Origin of the sequence: Chitinophaga ginsengisegetis, from assembly GCF_900168065.1 — a bacterium.
In the GTDB taxonomy this organism is placed as follows: domain Bacteria; phylum Bacteroidota; class Bacteroidia; order Chitinophagales; family Chitinophagaceae; genus Chitinophaga; species Chitinophaga ginsengisegetis.
Genome location: NZ_FUZZ01000002.1, coordinates 216,626 through 231,212, shown reverse-complemented (window position 1 = coordinate 231,212; position 14,587 = coordinate 216,626). Strand labels below are relative to the sequence as shown.

Annotated in this window: 7 protein-coding genes; 5 read left to right on the top strand and 2 right to left on the bottom strand. The window is 47.1% G+C overall.

Annotation, left to right across the window (positions count from 1 at the left end; all coding sequences use genetic code 11):
* Window positions 1-294: 294 nt before the first annotated feature.
* Both B5Z18_RS14620 and B5Z18_RS14615 read right to left on the bottom strand, forming a co-directional pair.
* Window positions 295-1,074 (bottom strand): response regulator, encoded by a 780-nt coding sequence (locus B5Z18_RS14620; protein WP_079470226.1) that lies wholly within the window; start codon window positions 1,072-1,074, stop codon window positions 295-297.
* Window positions 1,056-4,223, bottom strand: coding sequence for a ligand-binding sensor domain-containing protein (locus B5Z18_RS14615; RefSeq protein ID WP_079470225.1), 3,168 nt, complete (start codon window positions 4,221-4,223; stop codon window positions 1,056-1,058). Before B5Z18_RS14615 ends, B5Z18_RS14620 begins: the two co-directional genes overlap by 19 nt.
* Window positions 4,224-4,422: 199 nt before the next feature.
* Between B5Z18_RS14615 and B5Z18_RS14610 the strand changes: the two genes are divergently transcribed.
* From B5Z18_RS14610 to B5Z18_RS14590, 5 genes are all read left to right on the top strand, one after another.
* A complete protein-coding gene (locus B5Z18_RS14610; protein WP_079470224.1) occupies window positions 4,423-5,448 on the top strand; it encodes a glycoside hydrolase family 43 protein in 1,026 nt (341 codons plus the stop codon).
* Between the two features lie 19 nt (window positions 5,449-5,467).
* Entirely contained in the window at window positions 5,468-7,315 is a 1,848-nt protein-coding gene (locus tag B5Z18_RS14605) for a glycoside hydrolase family 2 protein (RefSeq protein WP_079470223.1), read from the top strand.
* Between the two features lie 2 nt (window positions 7,316-7,317).
* Entirely contained in the window at window positions 7,318-9,372 is a 2,055-nt protein-coding gene (locus tag B5Z18_RS14600) for a beta-L-arabinofuranosidase domain-containing protein (RefSeq protein ID WP_235015933.1), read from the top strand.
* A gap of 78 nt (window positions 9,373-9,450) precedes the next feature.
* A complete protein-coding gene (locus B5Z18_RS14595) occupies window positions 9,451-12,612 on the top strand; it encodes a SusC/RagA family TonB-linked outer membrane protein (protein WP_079470222.1) in 3,162 nt (1,053 codons plus the stop codon).
* Between the two features lie 19 nt (window positions 12,613-12,631).
* Window positions 12,632-14,584: a RagB/SusD family nutrient uptake outer membrane protein gene (locus B5Z18_RS14590; protein ID WP_079470221.1), complete on the top strand. Its 1,953-nt coding sequence runs from the start codon at window positions 12,632-12,634 to the stop codon at window positions 14,582-14,584.
* Window positions 14,585-14,587 lie beyond the last annotated feature (3 nt).

The following is a 14,587-nucleotide window of genomic DNA, read 5'->3' as shown; positions in this document are numbered from 1 at the left end:
TAATCGATTTAATGATTCGTGTGATGTACTTTTATGACGCTGAGAAATCAGCGCACATATGTGTCAGATGCCAGTTTCCGGATCTTTGAATATTGCTAATATATTATTTTTCCTGCGGGGAAGCAAGATTAAGTTTGGGAGAAGGGATAGGAAAAGACGCTATCGCAGGGGAAAGCAGGGAAGAAAATAACAGCTGTACAGGAGGATGGGTCAGGATTTATCCTTTTTTGATCCTTGTTGTTTTTTCCATTTTGCAGCGGGGGGAAGTGGATATTTCAAGAAAAATAAATTTTCCTACCGCTCTTTCTCCGCCTGTATCTGCGCCACATATCTCGATGGTAGTATCCCGAATTGCTTCTGGAAATTCTTTCCAAAATTAGTCAGGGAAGCAAAGCCGCAAAGCTCCGCTACTTCATTTACTTTGTATGATCCGGTAGACAGCAAAGACGCTGCCTTTTTCAGTCGCGCAATATTGATCAGTTCATGCGGGGTAAGATCTGATATCGCTTTTATTTTACGGTAGAAGGTGGGCCGGCTCATATTCATGAAGTCTGCCAGCTGTTCCACATCCAGATCAATATTGTTGAGATGCTGATTGATCAGGTCATTCAGTTTCTCTAAAAACTGTTCGTCGGCGCTGGTATAGGCCATGCTGCGCAGATGTACCAGCGGAGTGCTGGCATAGTAGGATTTTATTTTATGACGGTTGCTGAGCAGGCTCGCAATTTGCGCCTGCAGGAATTCAGGTGAAAATGGTTTTTCAATATAAGCATCGGCGCCAAGTTCAAGCCCCTCTATTTTCGATTGCATCGTATTGCGTGCTGTAAGCAGGATCACCGGAATATGACTCGATACAAAATCAGACTTAATAATACGGCAAAGCTCAAAGCCATCCATTACAGGCATCATCACATCACTGATCACCAGTTGAACGGGTTGCTCCTGCAATAAAAGCATAGCGGCCTGCCCGTCACGTGCAGTGATCACTTTATATTTATCTTCCAGGTCGTCTGCAATGAAAGAAAGTATTTCTTCATTATCATCTACCAGCAGTATCAGTGGTTTGTTTTCCATTTGCTCAGGTTAAATTCTATTTCCTGGTGAACAGGCAAAGTAAGTGAAAAAACATTTAATGTTCCATCTGTGGATAGCAGCTCGAGGCTGCCTTTGTGCAGCAGCGTTAATGACCTTGATAGCGACAACCCAATACCGGTACCGGATTTGTCGGCGGTGGCCTTTGCCCGGAAGAATGGCTCAAATATTTTTTCTTTCATCTCCACAGGAATAATATATCCGTCGTTCTTCACCAGTATGGTAAAAGTGGTATCATTTTCATCAACAGGCAACAGGTGTATAGATGCTTTGGTTGCCGCATACCGGATAGCATTGTTAATAAGATTGCCTAATATTTTATGTAATGCTTCCCCATCTACATAAGCAAAAAAATGCAGGCTGGATAACTCTATTTTAAACCGGATATCCTGCTGCTCTGCCGCCGGTGTAAACCGCAGATGATTTTCTTTCAGCAACTCAGAAATATCAGTACGCACAAAATTGAGACTGAAACCATTGATCTCTGTTTTGCGGAAATCGAGCAACTGGTTGGTCAGCTCCAGCAGCCGGTCGGTATTGCGTTCCATGATGCGCAGGTTCTTCTGGATCAGCGGCACTTCATCGGATTTACGGATCACCTTTTCCATTGGTCCCTTGATCAGTGTCAGCGGCGTACGGATCTCATGCGCGAGATGTGTAAAGAATTCAATTTTCGCCTGGTATAACTCTTTTTCTTTTTCGTGCTCCAACAGCTCCAGCTGCCGTTTTTGCTTTTGCTGCGCACGCTGATGATACCACCGGATAATAAAATACGCCAGGCTGCACAACAGGATGACATAGGCCGCATACGCCCAATAGCTGGCCCAGAAGGGCGGCAGGATAGTAATAGTAAGCACACGCGGCGTAATACTCCAGTTACCGCCGCTGCTGGCCGACTTCACCATAAACTTATAGGTACCGGGAGATAATTTGGTAAAGAAGGCTTTCCGGTTGGTTTCCAGGTAAGTCCAGTCCCGGTCCAGCCCTTCCATTTTATACGCATAGGCCGTCATCTCAGGCGACGTGTAACTCAGCGCCGCAAAGTTGATGCTAAACGACGACTGATCGTGCGATAATACAATCGTATCCGTCAGGAAAATAGATTTCTCCAGGATATCGCCTACGGCTGCTTCTTTATTATACACCTGGAAGCCGGTAATATATACCGGTGGAAGATAACTGTTACGCACAAACGATTCCGGGTTGAAACGGATCAATCCCTTTACACTGCCGAAATACATACTACCGCAACTATCTTTATAAGCAGAATTATAATTAAACTGATCATTTAATAATCCACTGGCTTTGGTATACACTACCGCATTCTCTGTAGCCGGTGTAAAGCACGCCAGCCCTTTGGAGGTAGTTACCCACAGGCGGTCGCTCTGGTCTTCCAGGATGCAGAACATCATATTGCTCTGGAAACCATGACGGGTTCTGTAGGTGGTGAAATTATTCCGTTGCCGGTTATACAAACAAAGACCATCATCTGTAGCCAGCCATAAACGATGATGACTGTCTTCAAAAATTCTGTTCACCCGGTTGTTGCTCACACTGGTGCTGTCGCGGGCATCATGCAGGTAGAGCCCTTTCCTGCCCGTGCGGCGGTTATAGAAATACAGCCCGTCTCTCACGGTGCCTAACCATATGGTGCCTTCACTATCTTCAAAAACAGCTGTATAAAAAATATAGTGGGGTACTTCTTTTACAGTATTAAATTCATCACGGGAACGGATATACTCATATAACCCCCAGGTGGTGCAGATTAATATATTATTTTCGCTCGTACGCAGTAAACTATAAATAAAACCGCTGTGCAGCTGATGTGGACCATCACCCGGTGCATAGTGCCGGATAAATTTCCCGGTGGGAATATCCATGATATCCAGCCCATGCTCGAAGGTACCTATCCAGAGAGAATCTCCGGTGATCAGTAAGCCATGAAGATTGGTATGCGATAAACCCGGTGTATGTTTATCCAATGGCCTGATGGCGGAAAAACTGCCATCCGATGGCGTAAACTTATTCAACCCGCCGTCTTCAGTACCTATCCATAGATGACCATATTTGTCGGGATGTATTTCCCTTACAGCATTACCGCTGAGAGAAGAAGAACCTGTTTTGGGAAATAGCTTTTCAAAGTAAGTATAAGGCTGCGGGAAATAATTGGTGCCGCCAAAGTAAGTACCAACCCATATACCGCCTTCTTTATCTTTACAAAAATTATAAATGGCATTATCAGAAACAGAGTAAGGATCGTCATAATTTTTTTTCAGGTTGATGACCTTACCGCTTTTAATGTTATAGATATAGATACCGGATTCTGACGCAATCCAGTATTCATCATCATTCCGGCGGATAAAGTCTCTCACATACAATTCGATACCGGCTGTATCCCTGGAAAGGAAATCTTCGTAGGTACGTGTCTGTGTGTTGAATAGCTTTAAGCCCTGTCCCGCTGTACACGCCCAGATGGTATCCCTGCCCATCGGTACAATTTTCTGGATAGCGTAGGAATTCGGTTTGGTGGAATGTGTAAAAAGAGAGTAGGTAGTGAAATTATTTTTGTCGTAGTGATAAACAGCCATATATCCCCTGGAGGATGCCAGCCAGAGTTGCCCTTCACCATCCAGGCAAATGGAGGACGCGTCCTGAAAGCCGGGAATTTCTGTCAGACGGTCGGCAGCGGCCTGGTAACGGAACAGGTGTCCTGCGGAAATAATCCAGATATTTCCTTGCCTGTCCTTGGTAATGGCCCGTACTTCTCCTTCTGTCTTTTTACTCAGCTCTCGGAACTGCTCATTGCGCGGGTTATATATAAATACTCCTTTGTCCGATCCTACATACAGCAAACCGTCATCGTCCTGGAACAGGCAAAGGACATAGTTGCCGCCGATACTTCCGGGCTGCTCTGTTCGCCGGAATACCCGGAAGGTGTAGCCGTCGAACCGGTTTAAACCATATATCGTTCCAAACCACATAAATCCCTGTTTGTCCTGCAGCGTGCAGATAACGGCGTTGTGCGATAAACCGTTCTCTACCTGGTAATGTACAAAACCGGGCAACTGGCTATATAGCGCCTCGCTTAGCAGCAGCAACATGAACAGGATGTAATAGCGGATTTTTGGCATGTGTTCATTTAGTGGAAAGCTTAAAACTAATGGTTTTTCCGCTAAAACCTACTACCGTCCGGCCAAAAGCTAAAATGATACAAAAGCGAGAAAAATTGAGATAAATGGGCAAGCAAGTATTCAAAGGATAGTCTTTCTTTGGAGAAGTGTGTTAAGCGTGAAATATACACTTAAATAAGCCATCTTCTAAATCCATGTTATGAAAAGTAGCCAACTACTTTCACTGGTAATTTTACTGTTCATCAGTGGGATATGCCGCGCTGCTTCTGCGGATACTACCGGTATGTTCAAAAATCCCTTACTGGCCTCCGGCCCCGATCCCTGGGTGGTGAGGCACAACGGCATGTATTACTATATGCATACCACCGGTCATAACCTGGTGATGCGGAAAACAAAAAACATGTCGGCACTGGCCCAATCAACCGAAACAGTTATCTGGAGGCCACCGGCCAAAGGCCCCAACGCAAGGGATATCTGGGCGCCGGAGCTGCATCGCCTGAATGGGAAATGGTATGTGTATTATACCGCCGGATCATCAGATAGTATTCATCCGCAACACACCTTCGTACTGGAAAATACCGCGGAAGACCCTACCACCGGTAGCTGGACCGACAAAGGACAGATCACTGATCCTGCCCATCCGGAGCATTTCGCCATTGATGGTACCCTCTTTCAACATAAAGGCAATAACTATTTTATCTGGAGCGGACATAATGGAAAAGATGCCGTACAACGCCTGTATATCGCCCGCATGAAAGATCCGTGGACACTGGCCTCATCAAAAGTAGAGATTGCTGCACCGCAGTATCCATGGGAACAGAACGGGATAAATGAAGGTCCCGAAATCCTGCGGAATGCCAAAGGAGAAGTATTCCTTGTTTTTTCCGCGTGTGGTTGCTGGACAGAAAATTATATACTCGGTATCATGAAACTAAAGACCGGCGCCGATCCGCTGTTGCCGGCAAGCTGGACCAAATCGCCGGAGCCGGTACTGCAAAGTAAACCGGAGAATGGCGCTTATGCACCGGGACATAACGGCTTCTTTAAATCGCCCGATGGAAAAGAAGACTGGATCATTTATCACGCCAACTCAAAAGCCGGACAGGGATGCGGCAACCTTCGTAATCCACGCATACAAAAAATCACCTGGAATGCAGACGGGACACCGTTTTTTGGAGAACCGGTAAAAATAAATACATGGATCACTAATCCCGCTGGAGAATAAAATCACTTTAAGTAAATATATGAAAAAGAAGTACCTATTTTTTGCACTGGCACTTGGATTGGGCAGCAGTACGGCAATAGCACAACAACAGGATTGGAAAATGGTGAACGGAAAGATTGCTTCCACCTGGAGCGAACAGGTATCGCCGGCTGCTACATTGCCGGAATATCCGCGTCCGCAGCTGGTTCGCGGCAACTGGAAGAACCTGAACGGACTGTGGAATTATGCCATCAAGGCAAAAGAGGAGCATCAACCTGCCACGTGGGACGGCAAAATACTGGTGCCTTTTGCTGTTGAATCAGCACTCTCCGGAGTAGGCCGCAATGTGGGGAAAGACAGCACCCTGTGGTACAACACCACACTCACACTGCCTTCTGGTATGCAGGGTAAAAAAATACTGCTGCACTTCGGTGCATCCGACTGGCGTACTACCGTATACGTTAATGGTAAAGAAGCCGGCAGCCACGAAGGTGGCTTTGATCCATTTACCTTCGATATCACCTCGTTAGTAAAAAAAGGTAAACAAGAGATCGTAGTAAAAGTATGGGACCCTACCGATGACGGCGATCAGCCAAGAGGTAAGCAGGTAAAGCATCCCGAAGGGATCTGGTATACACCGGTAACGGGTATCTGGCAAACAGTTTGGGTGGAAGCGGTAGCGGATACCTATATCGCCTCTACCAAACAAACACCCGACATCGACCAGGAAACACTTACCGTAGCGGCTAATGTGGAAAACGTAAAAGCTGGCGACGTGGTAAAAGTAACTGCGTATGACGGTGGCACTAAAGTAGCAGAAAGTACGATTAACGGTGAAAATGCCGTACTGAAAATAGCGTCGCCAAAATTATGGTCGCCCGAAAACCCTTTCCTCTATAACCTTACCCTTACGGTTACACGAAAAGGTAAAGTAATCGACGAGGTAAAAAGCTATTTCGCCATGCGCAAATCTTCCATTGGCAAAGATGCCAACGGTGTGGAACGCATGTTGCTGAACAATAAATTCGTATTCCAGTACGGCCCGCTGGATCAGGGGTGGTGGCCCGACGGATTATATACCGCACCCACAGATGAAGCCCTGAAGTTTGATATCGTACAAACTAAAGCAATGGGCTTTAACATGATCCGGAAACATATTAAAGTAGAACCCGCACGCTGGTATTATTACTGCGATCAGCTGGGTATGCTGGTATGGCAGGACATGCCAAGCGGCGATCTCGGAAACGGCTGGGAGCCACGCCCCGGTATTATCGACCGTGCCACCGATCAGAATCGTTCAGCCGAATCAGAAGGCTACTACCGGAAGGAATGGAACGCCATCATAGACCACTTATACAACTATCCTTCTATTGTAGTATGGACGCCATTCAACGAAGCATGGGGACAATTCAAAACTGTAGAAATCGCAGAATGGACTATGAAGAAAGATCCCTCCCGCCTCGTGAACACTGCGAGCGGTGGTAATTTCTACCCGGTAGGACATATCATCGACCTGCACAATTACCCTGAACCGGCAATGCCCGATCCGGCTATATATGGCGATAAACGCGCCATTGTACTGGGTGAATTCGGTGGTCTCGGCCTCCCGGTGAACGGTCACGTGTGGCAGCAAAAAGATAACTGGGGATACCAGAGCTTTAAAAATGAAGAAGATCTTTTTAAACGCTACAGCGGTTTTACGGACAGGTTGGAAACACTGATTAAACAAGGGTTATCAGCCGCCGTATACACACAAACAACTGATGTGGAAGTGGAAATAAATGGCCTGATGACCTACGACCGGAAAGTGCAGAAAATGCCGCTGGAAAAACTAAAACTGATCCATCAGAAATTATATAACCCGGCTTTGGTAACTATAAAACCATAATGATGAAAAAGCGAAAGTTGTTTGGCTTAATGATGCTTTCTGCTTTTTTTGCTGGTCTTATCCCGGCGGATGCAGCGCATCTGCCGGGTGCCAGAGCCGACACCAATACTTTTGTGGCACCCGTTTACCAGGCATTGCCGCTGGGCGCAGTAAAGCCACAGGGCTGGCTGCTGCACCAGCTGCAGATCATGCGCAACGGCACCAGTGGTCACCTCGATGAAGTATACGATAAAGTGAAGAACGACAACGGCTGGCTCGGTGGAAAAGGCGACGGCTGGGAGGAAACACCCTACTGGCTGGATGGCGCTGTGCCACTGGCCTACCTGCTCAACGACCAGGAGCTGAAGAATAAAGTACTCCGTTATATCAACTGGACCATTGATCATCAGCGCCCTTCCGGTTATTTTGGTCCGCTTACAAAAGCCGAAAGAGAAAAAAATATAACCATTGGCGTTAGCAATGCTGCAGACGGCGACGACTGGTGGCCAAAGATGGTGATGCTGAAAGTACTGCAACAATATTATACAGCCACAAATGATCCCCGTGTTTTACCTTTTATGACGCGGTACTTTCATTACCAACTGCAGGTACTGAAAACCTGCCCGCTCGGTAAATGGACGGAATGGGCCACCTCCCGCGGCGCAGAGAATGTAATGGTAGCACAATGGCTGTATAGCATCAATAAAGACAAACAACTGCTGGAACTGGCTACCTTGCTGCAATCACAGGCATTCACCTGGAGCAGCTGGCTCGGTAACCGCAGCTGGGTAATAGATGCCGCCGCACAGCAAAATGACCAGCACTGGATGCGCCGCCACGGCGTGAATGTAGGCATGGGACTGAAGGACCCCGTGATGAACTATCAACGCACCGGCAACAAAAAATACCTGCAGGACCTGCACACCGGCTTTGCCGACCTGATGAACCTGCATGGTTTGCCAATGGGCATCTTCTCTGCGGATGAAGATCTTCACGGTAACGCACCTACGCAGGGAACAGAGTTGTGTGCTGTTGTGGAAGCCATGTTTTCCCTGGAGGAAATTATCGGCATCACCGGTGATCCGCTGTATATGGAAGCATTGGAGCGTATGACCTTTAATGCACTGCCCACTCAAACAACAGATGACTATAACAACAAACAATACTTCCAGGTAGCCAACCAGGTGAATATCAAAAGAGGCGTATTCAATTTTTCCCTGCCGTTCGACCGGGAAATGAATAACGTACTGGGCATGCGCAGCGGTTATACCTGCTGCCTGGCCAATATGCACCAGGGCTGGACGAAGTTCGCTTCCCACCTGTGGTATGGCACCGCAGGAAACGGTCTGGCTGCGCTTACATACAGCCCGAATGAAGTAACGGCCAAAGTGGGAAAAAGCAATACATCCGTTACCATCCGTGAAGAAACCGGCTATCCTTTTGAAGAGCAGATCCGCTTCCGGATGCGTATGCAGCAGACGGTTGCTTTTCCTCTCCAATTGCGTATCCCCGCCTGGTGCGATGAAGCAACCCTATTGCTCAACGGCGAAAAATTGCGCACCGCAAAAGGTGGTCAGATCATTACGGTAAACCGTAACTGGAAGAACGATGATCAGCTGGTATTGCAACTGCCCATGCAGATACGCACCTCCAACTGGGGCCGTAACTCACGCGCAGTGGAAAGAGGACCAATCGTATACGCGTTAAAGTTAGAAGAACAATGGGAGAAAGGACATGATGAGGAGGAAGGTGACTACTTCAGCGTTTACCCGAAGGGTGAATGGAACTATGGTCTGCCTGAAAAAATTATTCGCGAGCCGGCAAAGTATCTGCAGGTAAGTGCCCTGAAACCCGTAACAGACACTTTTGTATGGAACCTGGCACATGCGCCGGTAACCCTCACCACCACAGCTAAACAACTCCCCGAGTGGAAACTGGTGGATGACGTAGCGCCGCAACCCGTAACAGACAGGAACGGTATTTATAAAGGAAAAGTAAACGACAAAGAAACCAATATAAGCCTGGTGCCCTATGGCTGCACGAAGGTGAGAATAGTAGCATTCCCGGTAGTGAAGTAAACAACAGCAAAAGCAGACATCAACCAAAAGACAGTTATGTAAGCCTGATAATTTATTAAGACCACACAAAAACTTGTTATGAAAAAACGATTACGTTTCCGCAATTCAATCCGGAAAGTGATACCGGGCGGCTATTGCCGGCTGTTTACGGTATTGTTGCTTTCCCTCGGCCTGATGGCCCATGCTGCACCTGCAGACATGGTAATTACCGGTAAGGTAACAGACGATAAAGGAATACCACTGGTAGGAGTAACAGTGAATGTAAAAGGTACCAATAAAGGAACCGCTACAGATGGCGCCGGAAATTACTCCCTGTCTGTTCCGGAAAATGGCGCCGTACTGGTGTTTTCCTATGTAGGATTTTTAAAACAGGAAGTTCCGCTGTCGGGCAAGAAAGTAGTGAACGTACAATTGGAAACTGATAGTAAAGGATTGGGAGAAGTAGTAGTGGTAGGGTATGGTACACAGAAGAAGGAGTCTATTACAGGCGCTATCTCCGGCGTTACCAGTAAGGACCTGGAAAGGGTGCATGCCTCTACCGTGAGCGCTACGCTGGCAGGTAAAATACCAGGGGTATCTTTCCGTATGCCCGACGGCAGGCCCGGCGCCGGCGCCAATATCCAGATCCGTAACTTTGGAAATGCCCTGTATGTAATTGACGGTATACAGAAAGATGCCAGCCAGTTCAACAACATTTCCCCCAACGACATTGAAAGCATCACCGTACTCAAAGACGCCTCCGCCGCCATTTATGGTGTAAGGGCCGCCAACGGGGTAGTGGTGGTAACCACCAAACGTGGTAAAATGGGCGCCGGAAATACCATTAACGTAGACGCCTATACGGGATGGCAGAACTGGTCGAGGTTTCCAAAAACTGTAAACGCCTATGAATGGATGCTGGGTAAAGCAGATGCAGAAATGAACGACGAAAACCCACATACAGATATCACCAGGGAAGAACTGGAGAAATGGAAAGCAGGAACAGAAAAAGGATATAAGAGCTTCGACTGGTACGATTTTATTATCAAGAAAAACGCCCCGCAGAACTCTATTAACGTAAATGCTACAGGCGGTTCGGAGAACATCAACTACTATCTTTCCCTCACACGCCTGGATCAGAAATCAGTGTTAGGAAGAGAGTTTGATTTTAACCGTACCAACATCCAGAGTAACGTGGATGCCAAAGTGGCCAAACGTGTAAAAGTAGGCGTACAGATCAACGGTCGTATTGAACAACGCGATAACCCCGGCGTACCAGGCGGCGACGATTATTGGGCGCCCCGTTTCGCCCTGTTCCGCAACAGGCCCACAGAAAGACCTTACGCCAACGACAACCCGCTGTATCCAAATGATATCGGCCATAACACAGAGAACTGGGCGGTGCAAACCAAAGACATCTCCGGCTACTGGACGGAAGACTGGCGCGTACTGCAAACCAACTTCAATGCTACTTACGAAACACCAATAAAAGGACTTACACTGAAAGGAATGTATTCCTACTATTTCGCCGACAAGCTGATGAACGGTCACGAATATACGTATGATACCTACACCTACCAGGAAGCCACCGATACCTATCTGCGCACCGGCGGAAGCTCCAATCCCTGGAGGGAAAGAGGCAACCATAAAGTACTGGAAAATGTACTGCAGGGCCAGATCAATTATAACAACACTTTCGGCAAACACACCATCGGCGCTACATTGGTATCTGAACGTATCAAACGCCGGGAGCTGGACGTATGGGTGCATGCCGTACCCAAAAGTAATGTGCTGCCACTGATCCAGTTTTCCGATATGGATACCTATAATGATAACGACTGGACGGAAGCCCGCGTGGGCTACATCGGCCGCCTGAACTATAGTTTCAGCGATAAATATTTCCTCGAAGTAGCGGGCCGTTACGATGGCTCCTGGAAATTTGCACCAGATAAAAGATGGGGCTTTTTCCCATCTATCTCCGGAGGATGGAGAATAACAGAAGAACCTTTTGTTAAGAACTGGTTGGGCGGAAATTCTATTCTTTCAGAATTAAAACTCCGGGCTTCTTATGGCGAACTGGGTGACGATGATATTGGTATCGGTGCCTACGATTATCTGCCCGGGTACACCTATGGCACTTCTACCGTAATCCTGGATGGCACCGTTATCAGGGGCTCGCGCGATAAAGGCGTTCCCAACGACCGCCTCTCCTGGTTTACCAGTAAGATCGCCGACGTAGGACTGGATTACCAGTTGTGGAACGGGAAAATATCTGGCTCCCTCGATTTCTTCAACCGTAAACGCTCCGGCTTACGCGGCCGTAAATACGATGTACTGGTGCCAAGTGAAATAGGTTACAACCTGCCGGATGAAAACGTGAACAGCGATTCTCAGAGAGGTGGCGAATTCTCTGCTGCCTATAACGGGCAGGCAGGTAAAGTGAATTTCGTGATAGGTGGTAATGTGTCTTACTCCCGCAGCAGGTTCCTCGAAAGTTATAAACCGGTATGGGGCAACTCATGGGATCACTACAGGAATTCCATTGAAGACCGCTGGAATAATATCTACTGGGGATATGAGGCAATCGGTCAGTTCCAATCGCAGGAAGAAATCAACAAATACCCGGTTAACGTTGACGGACAAGGCAATAAAACTTTGTTACCGGGAGATATTATCTACAAAGATATGAACGGTGATAATGTAATTAATGACTACGATCAGCGCCCCATTGGCTACCAGACAACCGGTAATCCTACCGTTAACTTTGGTTTGAACTTCGGTGTAAGATGGAATGGTATTGATTTTACAGCCGACTTCTCCGGTGGCTCCATGTACTCCTACAATCAGAACTGGGAAATGAGATGGCCCTATCAGAACGGCGGTAACCTGTTGAAACAATTCTACGATGACCGCTGGCACCGCGAAGATCCTTTTGATCTGAACAGCAAATGGATTCCCGGTAAGAACCCTCCGCTGCGTTTCAACAAAGGTGGTCATAGTAATTACAACAAGCCTTCCACTTTCTGGTTGCATAATGTGCATTACCTGCGGTTGAGAACAATGGAAATTGGCTATTCCATTCCCCAGCAAATACTGGACAGGATCAGGTTTAAGAAGGTGAGGGTATATGTAAATACTTACAACCTCTTCTCGCTGGATAATGTAAAAGATCTTGGAATAGAACCGGAAATAGCTGATGAAAATGGGTTGCAGTATCCGCAGAATAAGCTGGTTAATATTGGGTTGAACTTTACTTTCTAAGTAATTAATAAGATTCGTTATGAAAAAAAGTTTGTTATATATAGGTCTTTGTGCACTCGCTTTAAGTACGGCCTGCAACAGGGACAAAGATTTCCTGGATGTGTCACCGTCCAACATCCTGCAGAACGATCAGTTATGGAATGATGAAGGGCTGATCCTGTCAGTGTTGGCAGATCTGTATGATCGTTATCCCGACAGGCAAACAGATGTGAACAATTCCACCATTCCGTCGATGGTAGTACAAACCATTGATAACTGGGGAGAATTTGCCCGTTTCGATGAAGCCTTTGCTTCTGAAAATGGCCAGTACTGGCGGCATAGCGCCGGTGATTATCCATACGTGTTTCCGGGTATGATTGTTCGCGGAGGTGCGGAAGTAACCTATTGGGACTACGCCTACATCAGGGAGCTGAATATCTTTATTGAAAAATGCGGTACTTCTACAAAGCTTAAACAAGAGGTGAAAGACCGGTTTATAGCAGAAGCGCGATACCTGAGAGCAGTGGTGTATTTTGAAGAAGTAAAAAGGGTGGGCGGTGTGCCGCTGATCCTGCAGGCAATGGAATATGATTATAAAAATGATCCTGCTTACCTGCAGCATCCACGCGCAAAAGAATCAGAGATCTATGATTTTGTGATCAGTGAAATGGATTCTGTAAAGAAATATGTGCCTGCAAGCCCGGTAAGTAAAACCCGTGTAACGGTAGGACTGGCGCTGGCCACCAAAACAAGGGCAGCACTATATGCTGGTTCCATTGCGAAACATGGGGCAGAAACACCGCAGGTATCTTTGCCTGGTGGAGAAGTGGGCATTCCTGTTTCAAAAGCAAACGCTTATTACACCACTGCCTTACAGGCAGCGCAGGAGCTGATTGCAACAGGAAGTTATTCTTTGTATAAAAAGAATTCAGATAATGTTACACAGAATTTTGTCAGCCTGTTTATAGACAAAGGCTCTAATCCGGAAGTAATATTTGCAAAGGATTACAAACTACAGAGCGGAAGGGTACAACCCTGGACCTTATGGAGCCAGCCCCGTTCCAATGCCGAGGAACAACAGGGTGGCCGCCTCAATCCGTCGCTGAATCTCGTACAGTCGTTCGAGTTATTGGATAACACCTTTGCCCCGCTACCCATAAATGCCAGCGGCGGAGACTATATCTATTACAACGATCCGATGGACCTGTTTGCCAACCGGGATCCACGTTTAGCCGCCACAGTTATGTTGCCGGGATCTGAATTTAAAGATAAGAAAGTGGATATCTGGGCTGGTTATATTAAAAAAGATGGCAGCATTGTTACCGGTGATAATTTCGGAGCAAAGGCAAAGCTGGAACCGAATGGCCCGGATGTGCAGGTGGTTGGGTTCGACGGCCCGGTAAATAACCTGGAGTTCAGCGCGCAATCCGGCTTCATCATCCGTAAGTATATGGACCCAACTGTTGGCTCCGGCCGTATTGGTACGCAGAGTGAAGTGTGGTGGATCCGTTACCGTTACGCAGAAGTACTGCTGAACGCTGCAGAAGCAGCGTTTGAACTGGGCCAGGCAGGAGTGGCCGCCGGCTATATCAATGAGGTGCGTGAAAGGGCCGGCTTTAAAATTCCGCTGACGGCGGCGCAAATCACTTTCGACCGGATTGTACATGAAAGAAAAGTGGAGCTGGCCTTTGAAGGTCATGAGTTCTGGGATATGAAGCGCTGGCGTTTGGCACACAAGGTATGGAATGGCGCTAAAACGCCGCTTACCACTATGCCGGGAAGTGCAACAGCAGTAAGCACCCGCGTATTTGCCCTGTGGCCTTATAAAGTATATGATCCGGGAAGTGCTAATAACGGTAAGTATGTATTTAAACAGGTGTTGCCCGGAGCGGTTACCTCTGCGCATTTGTTCCGTTTAGGAAATTATTACGGATTTATCGGAGACGATATCCGGAATAATAATCCTAAAATAGTAAAGAATCCTAACCAATAAAGT

Coding starts and splice junctions, on each gene's coding strand:
- B5Z18_RS14600 (WP_235015933.1), top strand. CDS start 7,318: ATGAAAAAGCGAAAGTTGTTTGGCTTAATGATGCTTTCTGCTTTTTTT.
- B5Z18_RS14615 (WP_079470225.1), bottom strand. CDS start 4,223: ATGCCAAAAATCCGCTATTACATCCTGTTCATGTTGCTGCTGCTAAGC.
- B5Z18_RS14620 (WP_079470226.1), bottom strand. CDS start 1,074: ATGGAAAACAAACCACTGATACTGCTGGTAGATGATAATGAAGAAATA.
- B5Z18_RS14610 (WP_079470224.1), top strand. CDS start 4,423: ATGAAAAGTAGCCAACTACTTTCACTGGTAATTTTACTGTTCATCAGT.
- B5Z18_RS14605 (WP_079470223.1), top strand. CDS start 5,468: ATGAAAAAGAAGTACCTATTTTTTGCACTGGCACTTGGATTGGGCAGC.
- B5Z18_RS14595 (WP_079470222.1), top strand. CDS start 9,451: ATGAAAAAACGATTACGTTTCCGCAATTCAATCCGGAAAGTGATACCG.
- B5Z18_RS14590 (WP_079470221.1), top strand. CDS start 12,632: ATGAAAAAAAGTTTGTTATATATAGGTCTTTGTGCACTCGCTTTAAGT.